Genomic DNA, 25963 nt, shown 5'->3' on the forward strand with positions numbered 1-25963 from the left:
AAGGACGCAACACTGCAATGTCTTTACAGATTGCAACCTTGCATTTTAATTCCGCATTTTCTATATACTCTGCAATGTTGCACCCTTAATTTATTCCGGCTTAACTTTATCTAAATCCCAATACCATGAATTACCGATTCGTCTTGCCTTAATTCCAAGTTCCTTTTTTGCATTTTCCAGTGTTCTTTTAGAAATATTCAACTCTTCTGCCATATCAAAGATTTCACTGCTTTGCACAGAAGTTGATGTTTCTGCCAGTTCCCTCAGCATCTTTTTTGCCTGTTCCAGTTTATTTGCCTTTGGAGCAATTCCACCAAGCACCTCATCTGCTGTGATTTCATAGTCACCTATCCACTCAAATCCGGTTTCTGTCAGGCGAAATGCTTTGGAATGTCCAAATGCAGCCAGATTATTTTTAATCTGAACCACTGCTCTTAAGTCCGGTTCTCCCTCTATTCTTCCTACCAGTAATACGCTTCTGGCTACTGCAAAAAAGTCAATCGAACCCATTCCTCTATATGCAGCTTTATTTCCACCAGCTTTATTCATATGTCCGATTAATAAAATTGCACATTTATACTTTTCTGCTAGCAAGCTCAATCTTTTTGTCATTTCCCTTGCTTCATTTGCCCGGTTCATATCCATTGTTCCTCCAAGGTATGCCTGAATCGGATCTAAAATAAGCACTCTCGCACCAGTCCGTTTGATAGCAGTTTCCAGTCTCTCATCTATCATGGAAAGTGATTTTTCTGTTTCATCTATAACCATGATTCTTTCACAGACCGCTTCTGCCAGCTCCAGTCTGGGTTTTACCGTATCTGCCAGCCCATCTTCCGCTGTCTGATAAATAATATTCACGGGTTCTGTTACTTTCATATCGTTATCCAGACCTTCTCCTTTAGACAATCTTGCAGCAATATTTAATACCAGCGTAGTTTTTCCATCACCGGGATCTCCCTGAATAATCGTTAATTTTCCATAAGGGATAAACGGATACCAGAGCCAGTCCACTGTCTGAGACTGGACATCTGACATCTTTATCATTTTCAATTCTGTTTTATTCTCATTTCTCTGTTCCATAAATTCCTCCATTTTCCCAACTGTTCTCGCCAGTTATCTGTTGTTCTCTGGAAGAATCTCTGCTATAATCAACTTGTCTAGGGTTGACATTTGTGGATTCGTCCTCATTTGTCACATTGCTCCGGTTGTTCGTACTTCCGAAGCTTTTTATATTTTCATCATCCAACATATCTGCCACTACTTTCTGCTGATCTGGATATAAGTGCCCATAAGTATTCAATGTAATGCGAATGTCCGTATGTCCAAACCTTTCTTTAATCATCAATGGTTGCACTCCCTTATTGATCAGAAATGCCGCATGACTGTGACGAATGTCGTGTACTCTTATCTTTTTTACTCCGGTCTTTTGAACCACCTGTTTTAACTTATGCTGTACCGCTTCATGAACCATTGGAAAAATCCGTTCATCTTCGGGCAACTCATACAGTCTGCTAATATAGTCCTGAATCTCTTTTTTCAGAAATTCCGGTATGGAAATCGTACGGTTCGATTCTTCTGTTTTGGGAGATGTAATCACGTCCTCTCCATGCATACGGTAGTAAGTTTTATTGATATGAAGTAGATTCCTTTCAAAATCAATGTCAGCAGGTGTAATGCTGAGTGCTTCGCCTTCTCTCGCTCCTGTCCAGAATAATAATTCAAACAGCACATAATATTTGCTTCCCGGTTCTATTCCGGTCATAAACTGCCGATATTCTTCAATTGTCCAAAACTTCATTTTCTTTTTTGAAGTCTTTCCCATACGTTTTACTTTGTCACAGGGATTATCTGCCAGATTGTAGATATTCTTCGCATGATTGAACAATGCCGTCATCTGATTCTGTATTGTTTTCAGATAATCATCTGAATATCCTTTTTCAATAATCGTATTCTGCCACTGGATAATCTCTGCTGGTGTGATACTGTTCATCGGTCTGTCCTTAAAATACGGTAACAGTTGAGCATTCATCGTATCTCTTTTGTTCTTGATACTCCTGTCCTTCAATGACTGAGACTTGTCTCGGAAGTAGACTTCTACAAACTCTCCCATTGTCATATCCATGTCTGCTTTCGCTGTTCTTTTATACTCCGCTTCAAAATTTAATGCTTCTTTCTTAGTGCGGAATCCTCTTTTTACTTTTCGCTTTTTGGCTCCTGTCCAGTCCTCATAATAAAATGAAACATACCAGGTTCCTCTTTCTTCATCTTTGTATGCTGCCATACTTTCTCACCCCCTTTACATTGCAATCTGGGAATATCCATAAAATTTCTTTTCCCAGAATGCCCTCGGTATCTTGCCCGAAACGGTTACATATCCCTGATCTGCAAGCTCTTTGTTCAGTTTGCGAAGCAGTTTGTAAGCATATCCAAGTGAAATCCCCATGCTCTCTGCAACTTCTTCCGCTGTAATCATATAGTTCTGTCTCTGCATATCATTTCCTCCTTATCTATAATTATCATTTTCACTGATACTATATCATTTTAAATAATCATTGTCAATAATTTTTATCTGTATGAATGATATTTTTCTATATTGTTGATTTTTATCATTTGTGATATACTAATCATAGCTTTTAAGGAGGTGGATAATATGCAGGAATCATCTATTTCAGAAAAAATAAAAGAGCTGCGAACTGATCTGAAGATGAATCAGAAAAACTTTTCCGCAGCTATCGGTATACGTCAGTCAACTTTATCCAGTTATGAAAATGGTGTGGTTACTCCCTCCAATGATGTGTTATTGACTATTGCTCAGAAATTTCATGTCTCACTGGACTGGTTATTTGGATTATCTGAAAATAAAGTACAGATTTCTACTCTCAGCGATATTATTTGGGTTTTATTGCAGATGAATGAATCCAATGAACTCCGGTATGAACTGGATATAAATAATAAATTTCCCGGTGATATAGAAACAGAAACACAGAAATGGTATGCCGGACTTCGCTTTTATGGAAATGATCCGGAACACTCTTTAAATGCAGATATGTGTAATTTTCTTGCCGATCTGCAGGAGAACAGAGAAAGCCTGGAATCTTATTTCACAGGTAAAGATATGTTTGATATGTGGAAGAAACAGACGTTGGAATACTACACTTCCAAACCCGTCACCCATAAAGAAATTGAAGAACTGGATTTTGAGACACGAATCCGTAAACGAGATGAACTTTTAACACAGAAATTTTCCAATAACGAACAGAAATAGTATCATAACAGTATCACAGGCAGATATGCGAAGGTTTTCATTTTCTTCCCATACCTGCCTGTTTTTAATTTATTCGCTATTCTTTACAGCCTTATTTTAATCTTCTGTTCAACAGAAAAACCCCGGAAACCTTACGGTTCCGGGGTATCTTACGTTTGGACACAATGTACCTTGCGGTACTCAATATATATTAATCAGTGATTACTCGATGATTGTAGCAACACGTCCTGATCCTACAGTACGTCCACCTTCACGGATAGCGAAACGAAGTCCCTGTTCCATAGCTACTGGATGGATCAGTTCGATTGTCATTTCTACGTTATCACCAGGCATGCACATTTCTGTTCCTTCTGGAAGTTCGCAAACACCTGTTACGTCTGTTGTACGGAAGTAGAACTGTGGTCTGTAGTTGTTGAAGAATGGAGTATGACGTCCACCTTCATCTTTTGTAAGAACGTATACCTGTGCAGTAAACTTGTGGTGGCAAGTTACTGAACCTGGTTTACAAAGAACCTGTCCTCTTTCGATTTCGTCTCTCTGAACACCACGAAGAAGAGCACCGATGTTGTCACCAGCCTGAGCTTCATCAAGAAGTTTACGGAACATTTCAACACCTGTTACAACTACTTTACGTGTTTCTTCTTTAATACCAACGATTTCTACTTCATCAGATACGTGAAGTACACCACGTTCTACTCTACCAGTAGCAACTGTACCACGTCCTGTGATAGAGAATACGTCTTCTACAGGCATAAGGAATGGTTTGTCTGTATCACGTTCTGGATCCGGAATGTATGAATCAACTGCATCCATAAGTTCCATGATCTTGTCTCCCCATGGTCCGTTCGGATCTTCAAGAGCTTTAAGAGCTGATCCCTGGATGATCGGAGTGTCATCTCCTGGGAATTCATATTCATCAAGAAGTTCACGGATTTCCATTTCAACAAGTTCAAGAAGTTCGTCGTCGTCTACCATATCACATTTGTTCATGAATACAACGATGTAAGGAACACCTACCTGACGAGAAAGCAGGATATGCTCTCTTGTCTGAGCCATAACACCATCAGTAGCAGCTACAACAAGGATAGCACCATCCATCTGAGCAGCACCTGTGATCATGTTCTTAACGTAGTCAGCATGTCCTGGGCAGTCTACGTGAGCGTAGTGACGTTTCTCTGTCTGGTACTCAACGTGAGCTGTAGAAATTGTGATACCACGTTCTCTCTCTTCTGGAGCTTTATCGATATCTTCAAAGTTCTCTGCTGTGTTTCCTGGTACTCTTGCTGCAAGTGTCTTTGTGATAGCAGCTGTAAGAGTTGTTTTACCATGGTCAACGTGTCCAATGGTACCGATATTACAATGCGGTTTTGTTCTTTCAAATTTAGCCTTTGCCATTTTGAATATCCTCCTTAAATATACCACCCAATAGGGCATTTTAGTTTACGATGTTTTAACTCGGCTAATACTGATTATATTTCATAAAGTACAGTTTTTCAAGCCTTTTTCGTATTTTTTATGCGTTTTTGTTAGATAAAATCTTTTCCTGAACAGACTTCGGAACTGGCTCATATTTTTCGAAGAACATTGAGTAGTTTCCACGTCCCTGAGTTCTGGAACGAAGGTCTGTAGAGTATCCGAACATTTCTGAAAGCGGAACATATCCTCTAACGATCTTTCCACCGCCGAGGTCATCCATACCTTCAATACGTCCACGACGAGAGTTGATATCACCGATAACATCTCCCATGTACTCTTCCGGCATAGTAACTTCAACTTTCATGATAGGCTCAAGGAGTACCGGGTCAGATTTCTTCATAGCATCTTTGAATGCAAGAGAACCTGCAATGTGGAATGCCATTTCTGAAGAATCGACTTCATGGTAAGAACCATCATATACGGTTGCATGAATACCTACTACAGGGAATCCACCAAGAATACCAGCTTTCATGGCTTCTTCAATACCTTCGCCTACAGCCGGAATGTATTCCTTCGGAATTGCACCACCGACAACAGTAGAATCGAATTTGTATGTTTCTTCACCATTGACATCCATTGGTTCAAATTTAACTTTACAGTGTCCGTACTGTCCACGTCCACCTGACTGTTTAGCATACTTGCTGTCAACATCAACTGCTTTTGTGAAGGACTCTTTGTATGCAACCTGCGGAGCACCTACGTTAGCTTCTACCTTGAATTCACGAAGAAGTCTGTCTACGATGATTTCAAGATGAAGTTCTCCCATTCCGGCGATGATTGTCTGACCTGTTTCCTGATCAGTATGAGCACGGAATGTTGGGTCTTCTTCTGCAAGTTTTGCAAGAGATTCACCAAGTTTACCCTGAGAAGCTTTTGTCTTAGGCTCGATAGCGAGCTCGATAACTGGTTCTGGGAATTCCATAGATTCAAGGATTACCGGATGCTGTTCATCACAGATTGTATCACCTGTAGTTGTGAACTTGAATCCGATCGCTGCTGCGATGTCTCCTGAATATACTTTATCCAATTCCATTCTCTTGTTAGCATGCATCTGAAGGATACGTCCAACACGTTCTTTTTTATTCTTCGTAGCGTTCAATACATAAGAACCTGAATTCATAGTTCCTGAATATACACGGAAATATGCAAGCTTACCTACGAACGGGTCTGTCATGATCTTGAATGCAAGTGCTGAGAAAGGTTCTTCATCTGAAGAATGTCTTACTACTTCATTACCATCTTCGTCAACACCCTGGATTGGCGGGATGTCTGTCGGAGCCGGCATATATTCAACGATTGCATCCAGAAGCTTCTGAACACCCTTGTTTCTGTAAGCAGATCCACAGCAAACCGGTACTGCTGTACATTCACAAGTAGCTTTTCTAAGAACTGCTTTGAGCTGATCTACTGTCGGGATTTCGTCCTCAAGATACATCATCATAAGTTCGTCATCCAATTCACAGATCTTTTCAACCAGTTCTGTATGGTAAAGCTCAGCATCTTCTTTCATGTCATCCGGGATTTCACATACTGTGATGTCATCACCCTTGTCATCATTGTAGATGTAAGCTTCCATTTCCATAAGGTCGATGATTCCCTTGAAATCATCTTCTTTACCGATTGGTAACTGAAGAACGATAGCGTTCTTACCCAATCTTGTCTTAATCTGTTCTACAGCGTTGTAGAAGTTTGCACCTAAGATGTCCATCTTGTTAATGAAGGCCATTCTTGGTACGTTGTATGTGTCTGCCTGACGCCATACGTTTTCTGACTGAGGCTCAACACCACCCTTAGCACAGAATACACCTACAGCACCATCCAGTACACGAAGTGAACGTTCAACCTCTACAGTGAAGTCAACGTGTCCCGGAGTATCAATGATATTGATACGATGCTCAAGAGCACCTTTTTTCGGTTTTGTATGATCTTCAAGTGTCCAATGACATGTTGTAGCTGCTGAAGTGATCGTGATACCTCTTTCCTGCTCCTGTTCCATCCAGTCCATGGTAGCAGTTCCTTCATGAGTATCACCAATCTTATAGTTAACACCGGTATAGTATAAGATACGCTCTGTAAGAGTGGTCTTACCAGCATCAATATGCGCCATAATACCGATATTTCTGGTTCTCTCTAATGGATATTCTCTTCCAGCCAAGATTTTTTCCTCCTATAATTAGAAACGATAGTGAGCAAATGCTTTGTTTGCTTCTGCCATCTTGTGCATGTCTTCTTTCTTCTTTACAGATGCGCCAGTGTTGTTAGCCGCATCAAGAATTTCATTTGCAAGTCTTTCTTCCATTGTCTTCTCGCCTCTGTTACGAGAGTACAGTGTAAGCCAGCGAAGTGCAAGAGCCTGTCTTCTGTCTGCTCTTACCTCGATCGGTACCTGATAAGTAGCTCCACCGATACGTCTTGCCTTTACTTCAAGTACAGGCATGATGTTGTTCATTGCTTCTTCAAATACTTCGATAGCTGGTTTTTCAGCTTTCTCTGCGACTTTGTCAAATGCTCCGTATACAATTTTCTGAGCTACACCTTTCTTACCGTCAAGCATGATGTTGTTGATAAGCTTTGTAACTACCTTGTTGTTGTATAACGGATCCGCTAATACGTCTCTTTTCTGAGTATGTCCTTTACGTGCCACGGTTCTTCCCTCCTTATACATATTGGCAAAGCTTTGCTTTGCGTGAATAATTCATCGGTACTCACATGTGTCTTTCTATGTGTATCGTTGGCGGGACAATCTCCGATGCCTGCCACGTGGCAGGCGATATCTGAATTAAACCCGCAACCAACTATTCTCATAGTTCTGTTTGTGATACGATTTAGTTTCGTTTTACACTAAAATCAAGTGCTTATTTCTTTGCGTCTTTTGGTCTCTTTGCTCCGTATTTAGAACGAGCCTGACGTCTCTTTGCAACACCTGCTGTATCAAGTGTTCCACGAACGATATGGTATCTTGTACCCGGAAGGTCCTTTACTCTTCCTCCACGGATAAGAACAACGCTATGTTCCTGAAGGTTGTGACCTTCTCCTGGGATGTAGCTTGTTACTTCGATTCCGTTTGAAAGACGTACTCTGGCGATCTTTCTAAGAGCTGAGTTCGGTTTCTTCGGTGTAGCTGTCTTAACTGCTGTACACACACCTCTCTTCTGTGGTGCAGATGTGTCTGTAGCTCTTTTCTTCAAAGAATTGTATCCTTTCTGGAGAGCCGGTGCAGTAGATTTCTTTACAGCTGTCTGACGACCTTTTCTTACTAACTGGTTAAATGTTGGCATCTCTTTCACCTCCTATGAAGTAATAATTGGTTACGATTTTAAACAAGTTCTGTTTAAAATGCGCAGAAAAACAGTGCATCGTTTTTCGCACGCTTGTTTATTGTAGTATATCGCAAAAAAAAAGTCAAGGTATTCTGAAAAATATTTTCCAAATCATACCTTGACTTTTTCTTCATTTTTATTCTGTACTTACGGATCCTTCGATTATTTCTCCGTCTTTTACTTTTTTGATCAATCCAATGATCTCAGCCACTGAATTTTCATCCGGATACGTTACATAAAGCTCTTCATCTCCTGAAGAATAGCAGATATCTGTTCCCCCGGTTCCATCCGCTGCCACGGAATAAATATTCCATTTTGCATTGGTTCTGAGCTGAGTCTTGATCAGCGACTGGATCTGGCTGGAAGTAAAGTTCGTATCCACACCATCGCTGACGCTTTCAATAATATCGCTTGCCCCACGGAGCATTGCCGGTGACATCATCTTTTTAATGATTGCAGTGATAACTGCCTGCTGATGGACTCCTCTTCCGTTGTCCCCGTCTGGCAGTGCCTGACGTTCACGGCAAAAAGCAAGTGCACTAATACCATCAAAATGATTCATTCCTTCATTTACATGAATCTCTGCACCCGACTCCCATCCTGTATCAAATTCGAGATCTGATTCAACATCCAGTCCGCCAAGTGCATCAACCACACTGGTCATAGATGTAAAATTAACTCTTCCGAAAAATTCGATATCTGTATCATAAAGTTCTTCCAGCGTCTGCATAGACACATCCACACCATAGATTCCTGCATGTGTCAGTTTGTCGTCCTGTCCTCCGGATACTCCCGGGATTGGTACATAATAATCTCTAGGGGTCGTAATCAGTAATACCTGATGGCTCGTCGGATTGACAACCGCTACGATATTGACATCGCTTCGTCCCTGTTCTGTGATATCACCATTTGTATCAATACCACTCAAATAAACCGCAAATGGCTTTGTAACGCTTTCATCAGATGTATCGCTTTCAATTTCAACAACAATATTGTGCTTATAAATAACCTTTGTATCCTTTGTAAAGGTTGAATACTGTTCCTTGATAATATTACTGTAAGCTGAGTTGTAGATAATCGCATCTACTTCTCCGTCATATAATGCCTGTGCTTCTTCTCCCAGATTACTGTATTCCTGAAGAGTAATGTTCTGTCCCAGTTCCTTTTCAATCTGTTTGACTGCCGACTTCGTCTGGTCTCCACCAGTCGCATACTGAACACCAAATGTATATCCGGCTGCTGCTGATAAAGTATCTGCATTATCATCCGCCTTTACCGCAACTACCATGGAACTTGTTTTCTTATTGCTTCCGGTAATCTTCTGGAATGCATTATTTACTTTTCCTATATAGAAAGAACCCACTCCCAGAATGATGCAGATCAGTATACAGAATATCTTTCCGCCAATTCCTTTTCCTTTTGCCGCTATCTGTGTCAGCAAGGTAATTCCAAGCAGGATCAGCAGCACTCCGATCAGTACCAGGAAATAAGTAGAAGTAAGTACATTGAACAGCATCACATTCACTGCAAGTACTACAGACAGGATAAACTGGATAATTGCAAGTATAATTCCAATCGTTCTGCTTACCCGATTTTTCTTTCTTCCTCTGCGCCGTTTATTTTTACGATTCTTATTATTCTCCGGGTCAGACATCTTTCTTATATTCTGATAGTCTTCTTCCGGTCTTCTTTTCTTCTTATCATTCGAAGATGATTTCTTTTTCGGTCGTTCTCTGTAGTAATCTTCCTCATCATCATAATATCGGGCAGATCTTCGGTCTTCTTCATAAGCATACCGGTTCTTCCCCTTAGCCCGTCTGCTTACTTCTCTGCTGTTATTGATACTTCGCATATTTCTATTAGAAGTTCCATCAGACGATCTTCTCCTTGCTGATTTTCTCTGTTCCATATACACTCACTTTCATTTGTTACATAACTATTACACGATATGACGCTTTAATTACAATTACATCTCTATATAATATCGTTTTTACCTTATATTGTCAATGTTTTCGTGTCAATCCGTATTTTGTGATTCTGCACAATTTTTCTGGAAATTTTTTAATCCGCCAAGGCATATAGTGTTTTTTCACAGAAAGTTCCATCGGAATTTCTCATAAAACAAAAAGAAAACGAAGAACTCTTCTTAAGTCCTTCGCCTTCTTTATTATATTACTACTTTTTATTTATCTTCTACAAGATGGCATGCCACCTTATGTCCAGGAGCAATCTCTTTCATCTGCGGCATTTCCTTAAAGCAGCGTTCTGTCGCATGCTGACATCTCTCAGCGAAACGACAGCAGTTCTTCGGATTGATCGGGCTTGGGATCTCACCCTTGATCGGAATACGCTGGTTCGCTTTTGCTTTATTCGGATCTGCTTCCGGGATTGCAGAAAGCAGTGCCTGTGTATATGGATGCATCGGATGAGCATAAAGTTCATCTGTCTCAGCAGTCTCGACCATTGTTCCGAGGTACATAACAACTACACGGTCAGAAATATATTTTACGACACTAAGGTCATGCGCGATAAACAGGTAAGTCAGTCCTCTTTCTTCCTGCAGTTCTTTCAGCATATTGATAACCTGTGCCTGGATAGACACATCAAGAGCTGAAATCGGCTCATCACAGATGATGAATTCCGGATCAACAGAAAGAGCACGTGCGATACCGATACGCTGTCTCTGTCCACCTGAGAATTCGTGTGGGAAACGTGACATATGATCTTTATTAAGGCCAACTGTAGCAAGCAGCTGCTCTACTTTTGCATCTGCATCCTTTGTTGACATTCCATGCTGTTTCAGACCTTCTCCAACGATATCCTTAACAGTCATACGTGGATTCAGTGATGAATACGGGTTCTGGAAAATCATCTGTACCTTCTTACAGAATTCTTTCTGCTCTGCATGATTGTATTTGAAAATATCTTTTCCATCATAATATACATTTCCCGAAGTCGGATTGTATAACTTGATCATGGTACGTCCTGTTGTAGATTTACCACAGCCGGACTCACCTACCAGGCTGACTGTCTCACCTTTATAAATATCAAATGTAAGATCATCAACCGCTTTTAAGGTTTCTTTACGGCTGATTTCAAAATATTTACATAAGTTTTTCACCTGTACGAGAGGCTGTTTTTTTTCTGTATTTTCCATTTTACACCTCTCCTTTCTCAGTTACTTTTCTTCTCATGTCTGTATCCGGTGCATATTCATGCTGCAGCCAGCAACAGGTTTCATGTTCTTTTGAAAGCTCATAAGTCTGTGGCGGCATATCTTTACAGATTTCCATGCAGTATTCACATCTTGCCGCGAACGGACATCCTTTCGGAGGTGCAAACAGATCCGGAGGTGTTCCTTCGATTGGCTGCAATTTGTGGCCTCTTGCTGTATCCAGTTTGGCAATTGAATGCATAAGTCCTTTTGTGTAAGGATGTGCTGTATCATAGAAAATCTCATCTACAGATCCACGTTCTACGATCTTTCCTCCATACATAACCAGTACACGGTCGCAAAGCTTTGCGATAACACCAAGGTCATGTGTGATCAGGATAATAGATGTCCCAAGTGTTTTCTGAAGATTTTTCAGTACATCAAGAATCTGTGCTTCAATTGTAACATCCAAAGAAGTAGTCGGCTCATCGGCAATAACGATGCTCGGGCTTCCTACCAGAGCGATCGCAATCATAACACGCTGTTTCATACCACCTGAAAGTTCATGTGGATACTGTTTGTAACGGCGTTCTCCATCAGAGATACCTACCATTTTAAGGATTTCAAGTGCTTTTGCTTTTTTCTCAGCTGCACTCATACCTTTTCTTCCGACGAATACTTCTTCAATCTGTTTTCCGATACGCATTGTCGGGTTCAATGAGGTCATAGGATCCTGAAAAATATAACTGATCTCTTTTCCACGGAACTGACGAAGTTCTTTTTTGTTCATTTTCAGAACATCTTTTCCTTTATAAAGAATCTCTCCGCCTTCAAAGAATCCAGGCGGTTCCGGATTCAGTCTCATCAGGCACTGAGAGGTAACACTCTTTCCACATCCGGATTCTCCAACTATACCAAGAATTTCTCCCGGACGGACTTCAAAGCTGACATCACGAACAGCTTTTACAACTCCACCGTATGTACGGAAAGAGAATTGCAGATTTTTTACTTCCAATAAATTTTCCATCTTCTATACTCCTTCCTACTCGGTTCCTCTAAGTTTCGGGTCAAATGCATCACGAAGTCCATCACCAAGAAGATTCAGCGCAAGCATTGTTGTACAAATCAGGAATGCCGGTACAAATACCTGGTACGGATGAATTCTCAGCTGTGCGATTCCGTCTTTTGCAAGTACACCCCAGCTGCAGTTCGGTGGTTTGATACCCAGACCGATATAGCTCAGGAATGCCTCCTGGAAAATAGCTCCCGGAATAGCCATTGTCAGGTTTGTAATGATAAGTCCCATGATATTCGGTAAAATATGTTTTACAATGATTACGATATCCGGCACACCAAGGATCTTGGCTGCAGATACGAAATCAGATTCTCTCAGTTTTAATACTTCACCACGAACGAAACGACATCCACCGATCCATCCGACGCAACACATAGCAAGAATCAAACAGTGTACACCGTTACCAACAACTACCATAAGAAGAATGGTAACGATCAGACTTGGGATTCCGTATAATACGTCAACGACACGCTGGATAACCATATCGATCTTGCCACCGTAGAATCCTGAGATACCACCCATGATAGATCCAACGATTGCATTGATGATGCTGGCTGCAAAACCAATTGTCAGAGATACTCTCGCACCAGACCATGCACGAACCCAGAGATCACGTCCAAGAGAGTCTGTTCCAAACCAATGTGCTTTTGAAAAGCTCTGGTTCATCTCTGCCACACTCTGTGTTGCAATGTCATATTTGCTGAACATTGGAACAAAGATCGCCATAAGTACATAAAGTCCAATCAGGCACAATGAGAAGAATGCAATCTTATTCTTGCGGATTCGTCTCCATGCATCCTGCCAGTAACCAATATTCGGACGGGAAATAGACTCCATTGTCTTTGTATTTTTTCCTACAACTTTAAACTGTTCTTTTGTAATTTCTGCCATTTCTCGTCACCTACCTTTTTTTACCACTCAGACGGATTCTCGGATCTACAATACCGTATAAGATATCTACAATCAGGATTGACACGATCAGGAATGCTCCGTAGAAGATCGTCATACCAAGAACCAGTGTATAATCTGCCATGTTAATACTGTCTACATAATGTTTTCCCATTCCAGGGATTGCGAAAAGGGCTTCGATTACGAATGTTCCTGTTAATACAGATGCAACTGTCGGTCCCATAATGGTAATGATCGGTGTGATCGCATTACGGATCTGATGTTTAACTGTAATTCGGAAATCCGATAAACCTTTCGCACGTGCTGTCTTTGTATAATCTGAAGATACAACTTCCAGCATACTGGAACGCATCAGACGGGAAATGGATGCCAGTGTATAGAATCCAACCGCGATTGACGGTAAAATTGTGTGCTTAAAGCTTGTGTACTGCGCAACCGGAAGAATCTGCCATTTGATTCCAAAGAAATACTGAAGTACAGATCCCATGATGAAGTCAGGAATCGATGTACCAATGATCGCAATCAAAATACAGACGAAGTCCAGTTTCTTTCCTCGATTCAGTGCTGCTACAATTCCAAGGATCAGTCCGAAGAACAGTGCAAAGCACAGTGAACGGATTCCCAGGTCTGCTGAGTATGGGAATGAGTCAGCAATAATACGGTTAACTGTCTGACTCTCATACTTCATAGAATACCCCAGATCACCATGAAGCACATTCTTCATATAAGTTATATACTGCTCTGCAAGCGGTTTATCCAAACCATAGTAAGCTTCCAGATTCGCTTTGATCTCCGGTGTCATCTTGTCACTTGAGAACGGATCTCCCGGCATCAGACGAACCAGGACGAATACAACACTTGTAAGTACCAAAAGTGTTACGATGGCTAATGCAACTCGTTTAGCTATATATTTTGCCATTCTTTTGTCTCCCTTCATTTTTCTTTATTTGATAGCTTTGATTATTTCACATACTTCCTATTGGCTGATACATACCAAATCTACCCCTCGAAATAATCAAAACCCTCAAATAAGCAGCCGGTGCGGACCAGTAAGTCCGCGCCGACCGCAAGGTATGTTACCATCCAACTGTATTATTCGCTGATGTCTGCATATACCAGATCGAAGTCATATCCGACAAAGTATACATTGAAGTTAGAAATCTTCGGATTGATCAGATACTGGTCTCTACGTAACTGAAGCGGTACAAGAGCGGAATCTTCTCCAAGGAAGATCTGTTCTGCCTGGAACAGCATATCCTGTCTTGTCTTAGCATCTGTCTCTGTCTGAGAATCTTTAAGAAGCTTGTCGTATTCAGCGTTCGCATATCCAGAGTGGTTATACTGACCATCGCTGATCCACAGTTCCAGATAAGAGTATGCGTCAGAGTAGTCCGGAACCCATCCTGTTACTACCATATCGTAGTCTTTTTCAGTTTCCATCTGAAGTCTCTGTTTGTAAGTTACCTGGTTGATTTCTACTGTAATACCAAGGTTCTTCTGATACTGTTCCTGAAGAACTTCAGCCTGCTTCTTAGCACCATCTGTATCAGTTGTAAGAAGAGTAATCTTGATGTCTGCCGGATTAGAAACGCCCATTTCTTTCATTGCTGCATCCAGATATTCTTTTGCTTTATCATTATCATTTTCTGCCGGGAATGGTGTATATGGATAAGCTTCTCCGTATGTCTGGTCATCTGCCGCCTGCACGTTTGGAAGTACAAGTCTCTGTGCAACGTCATATACGTCATTGTTAACCAGCTTGTTGTATTCTGTTCTGTTGATTGCATAGTTCAAAGCAAATCTCAGGTTCTTGTTAGCAAGCGGTCTGTCTTCTGACATGTTGAGCATGATGTAATCATCTGCACCTGTATAGTAGAATTCAGTATTTTCTGTATACTGATCTGTCATTTCAGTAGGTACAACTGTGATATCAACTTCGCCCTGTTCCCACATAGCAACCGCTGTCTTAGCATCTGCAACTGTCTTTACGCAGATTTCATCAAGCTTGATGCTGTCTGCATCCCAGTAATTTTCATTCTTAGAAAGGATCATTTCATCGCCGTGTTTCCACTCTGTCATCTTGAACGGTCCGTTATAAACAGATTTTTCCGGATCAGCTGCATATTCTTTTCCGTATTTTTCTACATAATCTTTTCTTGCAGGACCGAATGTTGCCATAGCAGCCATACTAAGGAAGTATGTAGCCGGATGTGCAAGTTCGATAACAACTGTCTTGTCATCTGGTGCAGATACGCCAAGTTCATCGACAGGCACAGAACCGCTATTTACTTCTGCACCGTTTTTGAGGATATATCCGATGAATGCGTAATCGCTTGCCATTTCTGGATCCATAAGTCTCTGGATACCATAAACATAATCGCCTGCTTTTACATCTTCTCCGTCAGACCATTTCAGTCCATCACGAAGGTGGAATGTGTAAGTAAGTCCGTCATCTGAAATATCCCAGCTTTCAGCTGCATCTGGTTTGATTTCGCCTTCCACGTTACGTGTCAGCATCGCATAGGTGCAGATTTCTGCTGTTGCACATGAGATAGAGTTACTGTTCTGTGGATCCATAGAAGGAAGGTCTTCACGAAGTGTGTAAGTAATTCTCTTCTTTCCTGATGAAGCACTGCTGTCATCTTTCTTGGAATCTTTGGATCCCGGTGTACCACAGCCAGCAAACATTGTTACTGTCATTGCTGTAGCAAGTAAAGCTGCTAATAATTTCTTTTTCATAAATGTTGTCCTCCTTTTTCATTTATAATTCTATTAGCTCATGTGTAGCACTGATCAGGTTTTCATATCCGTCTTTTGTGATGATGCCCTGATCCTCAAGTCTGACACCACCCCAACCCGGAATATAAAGTCCTGGTTCTACTGTCATTATGCTGTTCTCCTGTAAGATATTCTCACAGTTCAGTCCGATATTCGGAAGTTCATGGACGAACAGCCCAACTCCATGACCGATTCCTGTATAATTATACGGAAGGTATTCTGTATCTTTGATTGCTTCAAGTGAAGCTTCATAGCAGGAAGTTCCTGTCACACCGGCTCTTACAGATGCTTCTGTATCTTCTGTCATACGACGGCAGAGATCATACACTTCTCTCTGTTTGGCGTCTGCCTTGCCGACAACTACTGTTCTTGTCATATCTGAAAGATAGCCTTTGTACTGGCATCCATAATCCATCAATACGAAATCTCCGTATTCGATTGGCTTACTGTCCGGAATCCCGTGAAGCAGAGAGCTCTTTGCTCCTGAAATAACGATTCCACCGTACGGTTTGGTATCTGCACCTTCCATTACCATGTAATGTGCAAGTCTGGATGCGATTTCTTTTTCTGTCACACCCGGACGGATGTCTTTTATAATTTTTTCAAATGCTCTGGATGCGATATCGCAGGCAACGGTAAGGTTCTTGATCTCTTCCGGCGTCTTGATCGCGCGGAAGCCTTCGATTACGTTCAGCGTCGGAACCATCTCAGCACTGAGTTCAGCCTGCATAGAGTTCCATTTTTCAAATGTCAGATGATCCTGTTCAAATCCAATTGTTTTAACTCCATCTTTGTCTGCGCAATATGCAACAGCTTTCCCCATGCTGTAGCCAAAATTGATTCGCCAGTTTACAAGTTCGTAATCCGGACATTCATAAGATGCCTGCTCTGTGTATCTTGCATCAGTGATAAAATACTGATTCGCCTTTGTGATAAAAAGGAATGAGTCTTCCCCCGTAAATCCGCTGATACAACGTACATTCGCCGGCTTTGCAATATAAAACGCATCCAGTCTTTCTTTTTCCATGTACTCTCGCAATTGAGTTAATCTGTCCATTTTTGTTCTCCTCTCATGTACTTTTGTTCTTCTGATACGGTATATTTACCAGATATGTCCGTCCCTCTGCGACAATGTAATACTTTACTAGACCACAGTCTAGTAGTGTAAACAAAAGAACGCCATGATTTGCATCATGACGTCCTTGTCTTCTTTCAAAGGTCATAGTTTCACGCTATGACGTCTATGTTTAATTATTAGATTGTCCGTATTGTATGTATAAAATCAGTCTTTATACACTTTCGTAAATAACACTGTCTTCAGAGTTGCGTGAATTTCGAAGAAACTCCGTTTTAACAGTTCAATTTTGTAAATTCACTTAGATGAATATTTATTCATATGTGTAATTTTCCTTATTATAGAACCATACTCTAAGATTGTCAAGAGGAATGCTATTTATTTCACAATTTTATTTTCATTCCTTTCAAACCGTCTTGGTACATCCCGGTGATATACCCATATACTGACACAAGGTTCTTTTCCGGGATTGGAAATACTATGACGCTCTCTGCTCTTTATATATACACTGTCTCCCGGATGTAAACTGCAAATTTTTCCTTCCACCTCTACATTCAGAGTTCCTTTTATCACCATACACATTTCCGAAAAGACATGACGATATTCTTCTTTTTTCGCAGATTCTCCCGGTTCAATCGTAATATATTCAAAAATCGATTCTCCCTGACCAAAGTCTGCAACCTCAACCGTCATATTTTCTTCCGGATAAAGATGCTTACTCATTTCTTCTCTGTGTATAACCGTCTTTCCCGGCATTTCCCCTTCCAGTGCATACTGTATATCAATATCCAGTGCTTCACAAATTCGCGCAAGACTGTCCACATTCGGAGATGTCTTATTCTGTTCCAGCATACTCAGATAGCCCGCTGAAAGTCCTGTATATTCTCCCAAAACCCGGATTGTCATCATTTTCTTTTTTCTGCATTCTCTGATCCGTTCACCAATATGAGCTAAATCCAGCATATCACACCCCCTGATTTTCGATTGATTATTTATATGCTACTGTATTTTTTCATATTTTGCAACCCTTTATTTTTGTAAAGTGTTAAAGAATCGGAATTATTTTTCAAATATTTTTGTTTTTCGTGTCTTTAAAGCAAGAAAAGCAGACACGCCATTCAACGTATCTGCCTCTCTTAGCATATAAAGCCTATTCTTCAACTGTAACTGTTTCGTCAGCATTTTCTTCGGTTTCAACAGTTTCTGCTGTCTCTGCCGATACTTCAGACTCAGTATCATCATCCATATCAAAATCATCAAAACTGATTTCGTCGTCCATATCCATACCAAGACCTGTATCAAGTTTAACGTCACGGTATTTTCTCATACCTGTTCCTGCCGGAATCAGTTTACCGATAATGACGTTCTCTTTCAGACCGATCAGGTGGTCAACCTTACCTTTGATAGCAGCCTCAGTCAGAACCTTGGTTGTCTCCTGGAAAGATGCAGCTGACAGGAAGGAATCTGTTGCCAGGGATGCCTTGGTAATACCAAGCATGATCTGTTCTCCTGTTGCAGGTTCTTTACCTTCTGTTACCATCTGTTCATTTACATCGTTGAACTCAAGGACATCCACCATTGTTCCCGGAAGGAATTCAGTATCCCCTCTTTCTTCGATGCGGATCTTCTTCAGCATCTGACGAACGATAACTTCGATATGCTTATCATTGATTTCTACACCCTGCAAACGGTATACTCTCTGTACTTCCTGAAGCATGTAGTCCTGTGCAGCACGAAGACCTTTGATCTTAAGAAGGTCATGTGGGTTCACGCTACCTTCTGTAAGCTCGTCACCGGCTTCCAGAACAGCTCCATCCTGTACTTTAATACGTGATCCATAAGGAATCAGATAAGTCTTTGTCTCACCTGTCTGCTGATTGGTAACGATGATTTCACGCTTCTTCTTTGTATCGTTCAGGTTTGCAACACCTGCGATTTCTGTGATGATAGCAAGACCTTTCGGCTTTCTTGCTTCAAAAAGTTCTTCGACACGAGGAAGACCCTGTGTGATATCTCCACCGGCTACACCACCACTATGGAAAGTACGCATGGTCAGCTGTGTACCAGGTTCACCGATTGACTGAGCTGCGATAATACCGACAGCTTCACCAACCTGTACCGGTTCACCTGTTGCCATATTGGCACCATAACATTTCGCACAGATACCAATGTGTGATTTACAGGTCAGGATTGTACGGACTTTCACTTTCTTAAGCGGTGAATTTCCATTTTCATCCACACCATATTTCATAATCTTTTCTGCACGTTTTGGTGTGATCATGTGGTTTGCCTTTACAAGAACATTGCCATCTTTGTCACAGATTGTATAGCATGAATATCTTCCTGTAATACGTTCCTGAAGACTTTCGATTTCTTCATTTCCATCCATAAATGCATGCAGATACATTCCCGGAATTTCGGCATCTTTGCTTACACAGTCAACCTCACGGATGATCAGATCCTGTGATACGTCAACAAGACGTCTTGTCAGGTATCCTGAATCGGCTGTACGAAGGGCAGTATCTGACATACCTTTTCGAGCTCCATGCGCAGACATGAAGTATTCCAGTACGTCCAGACCTTCACGGAAGTTTGACTTGATTGGCAGTTCGATCGTATGACCGGTTGTATCCGCCATAAGTCCACGCATACCTGCAAGCTGTTTGATCTGTTTGTCAGATCCACGGGCTCCGGAATCTGCCATCATGAAGATATTGTTGTATTTATCAAGTCCTGTAAGAAGGGCTTCTGTAAGCTCATCATCTGTTTCTTTCCAGGTTTCTACAACCTCTTTATAACGCTCTTCTTCTGTAATAAGACCACGCTTGAAGTTACGTGTGATCTTATCAACTGTTGACTGTGCTCTTGCGATCAGTTCCGGTTTCTGTGGCGGTACAGTCATATCTGAAATAGATACAGTCATAGCTGCTCTTGTAGAGAGCTTGTATCCCATTGATTTTACATGGTCAAGTACTTCAGCTGTAGCTGACGCACCATGTGTGTTAATAACTTTTTCAAGAATCTGTTTCAGCTGTTTCTTTCCTACATGGAAATCCACTTCAAGGACCAGTTCATTTCCTTCTTTTTCACGATCAACAAAACCAAGATCCTGCGGAATGATTTCGTTGAAAATGAAACGTCCAAGTGTAGACTCTACTGTACCGGTCTTCTTTGTTCCATCCGGCATCGTCTTTGTCACACGTACTTTGATTCTTGAGTGAAGAGTTACAACTCCGTTTTCATAAGCAAGAATTGCTTCATTCACACTCTTGAATACTTTTCCTTCTCCCTTGGCTCCCGGTCTTTCCTGCGTCAGATAGTAGATACCAAGAACCATATCCTGTGAAGGAACAGCTACCGGACCACCATCAGACGGTTTCAGAAGGTTGTTTGGTGAAAGCAGAAGGAAACGGCACTCAGCCTGAGCTTCTACAGAAAGCGGAAGATGAACCGCCATCTGGTCACCATCGAAATCGGCATTGAATGCGGTACATACCAGTGGATGAAGCTTAATTGCTTTACCTTCTACCAGAATCGGTTCAAATGCCTGGATACCAAGACGGTGAAGTGTAGGAGCACGGTTCAGCATAACCGGATGCTCTTTGATTACATCTTCAAGCACATCCCATACTTCCGGCTGAAGACGCTCTACCATTTTCTTAGCATTCTTAATATTGTGAGCAGCTCCGCTCTCAACAAGTTCTTTCATAACAAACGGCTTGAACAGCTCGATTGCCATTTCTTTCGGAAGACCGCACTGATAGATCTTCAATTCCGGTCCTACAACGATAACGGAACGTCCTGAGTAGTCAACACGTTTTCCGAGCAGGTTCTGACGGAAACGTCCTGATTTACCTTTCAGCATATCAGAAAGGGATTTCAGTGCTCTGTTTCCAGGACCTGTTACCGGACGTCCACGACGTCCATTGTCGATCAGAGCATCTACAGCTTCCTGCAGCATTCTCTTTTCGTTTCTAACGATAATGTCCGGAGCTCCCAGTTCAAGGAGTCTTCTCAGACGGTTATTTCTGTTGATAATTCTTCTGTACAGATCATTCAGGTCAGATGTTGCAAAACGTCCACCATCCAACTGTACCATCGGACGCAGATCCGGCGGAATTACCGGGATTGCAGTCATGATCATCCATTCCGGTTTGTTTCCTGATTCGCGGAAAGCTTCTACTACTTCAAGTCTCTTAACGATTCTTGCTCTCTTCTGTCCGGTAGCACCCTCAAGTCCTGCCTGCAGTTCAGCATAATCTTTTTCAAGATCGATCGCTTCAAGAAGTTCTTTGATCGCTTCTGCTCCCATTCCTACGCGGAAGCCATTGCCCCAGTTTTCTCTTGCTTCCTGGTATTCAGCTTCTGAAAGAACCTGCTTGTAAGAGAGATCTGTCTCTCCCTTATCAAGTACGATATAAGAAGCGAAATACAGTACTTTTTCCAGAGTTCTCGGTGAAAGATCCAGGATCAGTCCCATACGGCTCGGAATACCTTTGAAATACCAGATATGAGAAACCGGTGCTGCAAGTGCGATGTGACCCATACGTTCACGTCGCACAGTTGCTTTTGTTACTTCTACACCACAGCGGTCGCATACAACACCTTTATAACGGATCTTTTTGTATTTACCACAGTGGCATTCCCAGTCTTTGCTAGGTCCGAAGATTTTCTCACAGAACAGACCGTCTCTTTCCGGCTTCAGTGTTCTGTAGTTGATTGTCTCCGGCTTTGTAACTTCACCTCTTGACCATTCCAGAATCTTTTCCGGAGATGCCAGACCTATTTTAATCGCATCAAATGAAATCGGTTGATACGTTGGTTCTTTTTTTGTTTCTGTCATTCTCGGCATCCTCCTATTCTAAATCCATGTCGTCATCAAAATCATCGTTCATATCGCCATCAAAATCGTCGAAGCTGTCATCTTCCTCCGGCTCATCTTCTACATCAACCAGTTCTCCTTCTGAGAATTCCTGCTTGCTGTATCCGTGTTTGCCGTAATCTTCGTCGTTATTGTAGCGTCTGTCTCCTTCAATAATGTGATTCAGGTTTGTATCACCATAATCTACACTTTCCATGATCTGAACTTCTTCATTGTTCTCATCCAGGACACGTACATCCAGACCGAGTGACTGAAGTTCTTTAAGAAGTACCTTGAAGGATTCCGGAATTCCCGGTTCAGGAATATTTTCACCTTTGATGATTGCTTCGTATGTCTTCACACGACCAACCACATCATCGGATTTAACTGTCAGGATTTCCTGCAGAGTATAAGATGCACCGTAAGCTTCCAGTGCCCAAACCTCCATTTCTCCGAAACGCTGTCCACCGAACTGTGCTTTACCACCAAGTGGCTGCTGTGTTACCAGTGAGTAAGGACCAGTTGAACGTGCATGGATCTTATCATCAACCAGATGATGCAGTTTCAGATAATGCATGTGTCCGATTGTTACCGGGCTGTCGAAATATTCCCCGGTACGACCGTCTCTCAGTCTTACTTTACCGTCTCTTGAAAGCGGAACGCCTTTCCACAGTGCTCTGTGGTCTCTGTTCTCATACAGATAATCCATAACTTCCGGAAGAAGTTCTTCTTTATGTCTTGCTTCAAATTCTTCCCAGGACAGGTTAACATAATCGTTCGCCAGATCCAGGGTATCCATAATATCAACCTCGTTTGCACCATCAAATACTGGTGTTGCGATGTTGAATCCAAGTGCTTTGGCAGCCAGAGAAAGGTGGATCTCCAGTACCTGTCCGATGTTCATACGTGATGGTACACCCAGTGGGTTCAGCACGATGTCAAGCGGACGTCCGTTCGGAAGGAACGGCATATCTTCTACAGGAAGTACACGGGAAACAACACCCTTGTTACCATGACGTCCGGCCATCTTATCACCTACAGAGATCTTTCTCTTCTGTGCGATGTAGATACGGACTGCCTGGTTAACTCCCGGTGAAAGTTCATCCCCATTTTCTCTTGTAAATACTTTCGCATCTACAACGATACCGTATTCACCATGAGGTACTTTCAGAGAAGTATCTCTTACTTCACGAGCTTTTTCTCCAAAAATTGCACGAAGAAGTCTTTCCTCTGCTGTCAGTTCTGTCTCTCCCTTCGGAGTAACTTTGCCGACAAGAATATCTCCTGCACGAACCTCAGCACCGATACGGATAATACCTCTCTCATCCAGATCTTTCAGTGCATCATCTCCTACGCCAGGAATATCGCGTGTGATTTCTTCTGGTCCGAGCTTTGTATCACGGGCTTCTGCTTCATATTCTTCGATATGAACAGATGTATAAACATCATTCTGTACAAGACGTTCACTAAGAAGTACAGCATCCTCGTAGTTGTAACCTTCCCAGGTCATAAATCCGATCAACGGGTTCTTACCAAGAGCCATCTCACCATTGGAGGTAGAAGGTCCGTCTGCGATTACCTGTCCCTTTTCAACTCTTTCACCTTTAACAACGATCGGTCTCTGGTTATAGCAGTTGCTCTGGTTGCTTCGCAGGAATTTGGTCAGCTTATAAGTCTTTTTTGTCTTGTCATCCTGTTTAATTGTGATTTCGGTAGATGTTGATCTCTCAACAATACCTCCTTCTTCTGCAACGACACATACACCTGAGTCGACAGCAGATTTTACTTCCATACCTGTTCCGACTACCGGAGCTTCTGTAGTAAGAAGCGGTACGGCCTGACGCTGCATGTTGGACCCCATCAGCGCACGGTTCGCATCATCGTTCTGCAGGAACGGAATCAGTGCTGTAGCAACAGAGAATACCATCTTCGGAGATACGTCCATGTAATCAAACATTCTTTTCTCGTATTCCTGAGTCTCATCACGGTAACGACCAGATACATTCTTATGAATGAAATGTCCTTCCTCATCCAGAGGCTCATTCGCCTGTGCTACATGATAATTATCTTCTTCATCCGCAGTCATATATACTACCTCTTCGGTTACAACCGGATTCTGCGGATCTGTTTTGTCAATCTTACGGTACGGTGCTTCTATAAATCCGTACTCATTGATTCTTGCATAACATGCGAGAGAGTTGATCAGACCGATGTTCGGTCCTTCAGGTGTCTCGATCGGACACATTCTTCCGTAATGTGAGTAGTGAACGTCACGAACCTCGAATCCGGCACGGTCACGGGAAAGTCCACCTGGACCAAGTGCGGAAAGACGTCTCTTGTGAGTCAGCTCACCAAGCGGGTTATTCTGATCCATGAACTGTGACAGCTGTGATGATCCGAAGAACTCTTTAACAGCAGCAGTTACAGGCTTGATATTGATCAGTGACTGCGGAGAAATGCCCTCCAGATCCTGTGTTGTCATTCTTTCACGAACAACTCTTTCCAGTCTTGAAAGACCGATTCTGTACTGATTCTGGAGAAGTTCTCCAACCGCACGGATACGTCTGTTACCCAAGTGGTCAATATCATCATCTTTACCGATTCCATATTCAAGATGCATATTGTAATTGATAGACGCCATAATGTCTTCTTTTGTAATATGCTTCGGAATCAGTTCATGAATATTCTTATGAATTGCTTCTTTCAGCTCATCGATATCTCCGGCTGTCTCTTCCAGGAGTTCAGCAAGTACCGGATAGTATACCAGTTCAGTTACGCCAACTTCTTCCGGATCGATTCCACATACAGCTTTGAGATCTACCATCATATTAGAAAGTACTTTGATATTACGGTCACTTTCTTCTCTTGCGATCCACACATATGGAACAGCTGCATTCTGGATGGCATCTGCAAGTTCTCTGTCAACGACAGCTCCTGCTTCTGCAATTACTTCACCTGTCATCGGACTTACTACGTCTTCGGCCAGCGTATGTCCTGTGATACGGTTCTTGAGCATAAGCTTCTTATTAAATTTATAACGTCCAACCTTTGCAAGGTCATAACGTCTCGGGTCAAAGAACATGCTGGTGATCAGACTTTCTGCACTGTCTACAGCAAGCGGTTCACCCGGACGGATCTTCTTATATAATTCGAGAAGACCTTCCTGATAGTTCTCTGAAGTATCCTTTGTGAAACTTGCGAGAATCTTTGGCTCTTCACCAAAAAGATCGATAATCTCAGCATTCGTTCCAATACCAAGTGCACGGATCAGGACTGTGATCGGCACCTTACGGGTTCTGTCCACACGGACATAGAAAACGTCATTGGAGTCCGTCTCATATTCAAGCCATGCACCCCTGTTCGGGATAACGGTGCAAGAGTATAATTCTTTACCAAGTTTATCATGCGCAATTCCATAATAAATACCAGGTGAACGCACCAGCTGGCTGACAATAACACGTTCCGCACCATTGATTACAAAGGTACCGGTTCTTGTCATAATCGGTAAATCACCCATAAAGATCTCATGTTCATTGATCTCATCTGTCTCTTTGTTGTGAAGTCTTACCTTCACTTTAAGCGGTGCAGCATAAGTAGCATCGCGTTCTTTACATTCCTCGATTGTGTACTTGGTTTCATCTGTGCACAATGTAAAGTCGACAAATTCCAGGCTCAGATGTCCGCTGTAATCGGTAATCGGAGAAATATCATCAAATACTTCTTTTAATCCTTCATCCAGGAACCATTTGTAAGAGTCGGTCTGAACTTCGATCAAATTAGGCATTTGGAGTACTTCTTTTTGCCGGGAATAGCTCATGCGCATACTTTTTCCGTTTGTGATGGGACGAATTCTGTTTTTCTCCATTTGACGTTTCACTCCTTATATGATAAATTTTCGGGTTATTTCCGCCTTATTCAGGGCGCACTTATGGCATACGTTTCCACAATAGCGCATTTTTTACTTTACCACAGGTTTTTCCCGATTGTCAAGTCTAACTTTTCAAAGAATTGTATTTTTATTGTATTTTATAATGTAAGTGGCAAAATTTA

At 41.9% G+C, this 25963-nt stretch carries 18 protein-coding genes; 1 reads left to right on the top strand and 17 read right to left on the bottom strand.

What is annotated here, in order from left to right; all coding sequences use genetic code 11:
• Positions 1-90: 90 nt before the first annotated feature.
• From NQ556_RS13970 to NQ556_RS13980, 3 genes are read right to left on the bottom strand one after another with little or no spacing between them, the layout of a single operon-like run.
• The gene (locus tag NQ556_RS13970; protein WP_204576111.1) at positions 91-1092 is read right to left on the bottom strand and encodes an AAA family ATPase; all 1002 of its coding nucleotides are present in this window, start codon (positions 1090-1092) and stop codon (positions 91-93) included.
• Entirely contained in the window at positions 1064-2281 is a 1218-nt protein-coding gene (locus NQ556_RS13975) for a site-specific integrase (protein WP_204576113.1), read from the bottom strand. The genes NQ556_RS13970 and NQ556_RS13975 overlap by 29 nt, the downstream gene beginning before the upstream one ends.
• 15 nt (positions 2282-2296) lie before the next feature.
• Positions 2297-2491: a helix-turn-helix domain-containing protein gene (locus tag NQ556_RS13980; protein ID WP_008373524.1), complete on the bottom strand. Its 195-nt coding sequence runs from the start codon at positions 2489-2491 to the stop codon at positions 2297-2299.
• A 159-nt stretch (positions 2492-2650) separates the two neighbouring features.
• Between NQ556_RS13980 and NQ556_RS13985 the strand changes: the two genes are divergently transcribed.
• Positions 2651-3265 carry a helix-turn-helix domain-containing protein gene (locus NQ556_RS13985; RefSeq protein ID WP_227097291.1) on the top strand — a complete coding sequence of 205 codons (615 nt, stop codon included), beginning with the start codon at positions 2651-2653 and terminating at the stop codon, positions 3263-3265.
• 201 nt (positions 3266-3466) lie between these two features.
• On the opposite strand, the gene tuf is transcribed toward NQ556_RS13985, so the two are convergent.
• The 14 genes from tuf to rpoB all read right to left on the bottom strand — a co-directional run bounded on the left by tuf (position 3467) and on the right by rpoB (position 25778).
• Positions 3467-4660: an elongation factor Tu gene (gene tuf / locus NQ556_RS13990; RefSeq protein ID WP_044999124.1), complete on the bottom strand. Its 1194-nt coding sequence runs from the start codon at positions 4658-4660 to the stop codon at positions 3467-3469.
• A gap of 118 nt (positions 4661-4778) precedes the next feature.
• Positions 4779-6896 carry an elongation factor G gene (gene fusA, locus NQ556_RS13995; protein ID WP_044999122.1) on the bottom strand — a complete coding sequence of 706 codons (2118 nt, stop codon included), beginning with the start codon at positions 6894-6896 and terminating at the stop codon, positions 4779-4781.
• A gap of 18 nt (positions 6897-6914) precedes the next feature.
• Positions 6915-7385, bottom strand: coding sequence for a 30S ribosomal protein S7 (rpsG, locus tag NQ556_RS14000; protein WP_207642082.1), 471 nt, complete (start codon positions 7383-7385; stop codon positions 6915-6917).
• Between the two features lie 211 nt (positions 7386-7596).
• Positions 7597-8019 carry a 30S ribosomal protein S12 gene (gene rpsL, locus NQ556_RS14005; protein WP_008373516.1) on the bottom strand — a complete coding sequence of 141 codons (423 nt, stop codon included), beginning with the start codon at positions 8017-8019 and terminating at the stop codon, positions 7597-7599.
• Positions 8020-8197: 178 nt separating this feature from the next.
• On the bottom strand, positions 8198-9970 hold the full coding sequence (locus NQ556_RS14010; RefSeq protein ID WP_147574828.1) for an LCP family protein: 1773 nt from the start codon (positions 9968-9970) through the stop codon (positions 8198-8200).
• 273 nt (positions 9971-10243) lie between these two features.
• Positions 10244-11218, bottom strand: coding sequence for an ABC transporter ATP-binding protein (locus NQ556_RS14015; RefSeq protein ID WP_008373513.1), 975 nt, complete (start codon positions 11216-11218; stop codon positions 10244-10246).
• A gap of 1 nt (position 11219) precedes the next feature.
• The gene (locus NQ556_RS14020) at positions 11220-12242 is read right to left on the bottom strand and encodes an ABC transporter ATP-binding protein (RefSeq protein ID WP_008373511.1); all 1023 of its coding nucleotides are present in this window, start codon (positions 12240-12242) and stop codon (positions 11220-11222) included.
• A 15-nt stretch (positions 12243-12257) separates the two neighbouring features.
• Positions 12258-13181, bottom strand: coding sequence for an ABC transporter permease (locus NQ556_RS14025; RefSeq protein ID WP_008373509.1), 924 nt, complete (start codon positions 13179-13181; stop codon positions 12258-12260).
• Positions 13182-13191: 10 nt separating this feature from the next.
• On the bottom strand, positions 13192-14118 hold the full coding sequence (locus NQ556_RS14030; RefSeq protein WP_022219960.1) for an ABC transporter permease: 927 nt from the start codon (positions 14116-14118) through the stop codon (positions 13192-13194).
• 173 nt (positions 14119-14291) lie between these two features.
• Complete coding sequence (locus NQ556_RS14035; protein WP_008373505.1) at positions 14292-15938, bottom strand: peptide ABC transporter substrate-binding protein; 1647 nt, start codon at positions 15936-15938, stop codon at positions 14292-14294.
• Positions 15939-15960: 22 nt separating this feature from the next.
• Positions 15961-17034: a M24 family metallopeptidase gene (locus tag NQ556_RS14040; protein ID WP_008373503.1), complete on the bottom strand. Its 1074-nt coding sequence runs from the start codon at positions 17032-17034 to the stop codon at positions 15961-15963.
• A gap of 396 nt (positions 17035-17430) precedes the next feature.
• Complete coding sequence (locus NQ556_RS14045; protein WP_008373502.1) at positions 17431-18015, bottom strand: helix-turn-helix domain-containing protein; 585 nt, start codon at positions 18013-18015, stop codon at positions 17431-17433.
• Between the two features lie 187 nt (positions 18016-18202).
• On the bottom strand, positions 18203-21895 hold the full coding sequence (rpoC, locus tag NQ556_RS14050; RefSeq protein ID WP_044999120.1) for a DNA-directed RNA polymerase subunit beta': 3693 nt from the start codon (positions 21893-21895) through the stop codon (positions 18203-18205).
• 13 nt (positions 21896-21908) lie between these two features.
• Positions 21909-25778, bottom strand: coding sequence for a DNA-directed RNA polymerase subunit beta (rpoB, locus tag NQ556_RS14055; RefSeq protein ID WP_022220336.1), 3870 nt, complete (start codon positions 25776-25778; stop codon positions 21909-21911).
• Positions 25779-25963 lie beyond the last annotated feature (185 nt).

The sequence above is a fragment of the Coprococcus comes ATCC 27758 genome (assembly GCF_025149785.1).
Classification (GTDB): Bacteria; Bacillota; Clostridia; order Lachnospirales; family Lachnospiraceae; genus Allocoprococcus; species Allocoprococcus comes.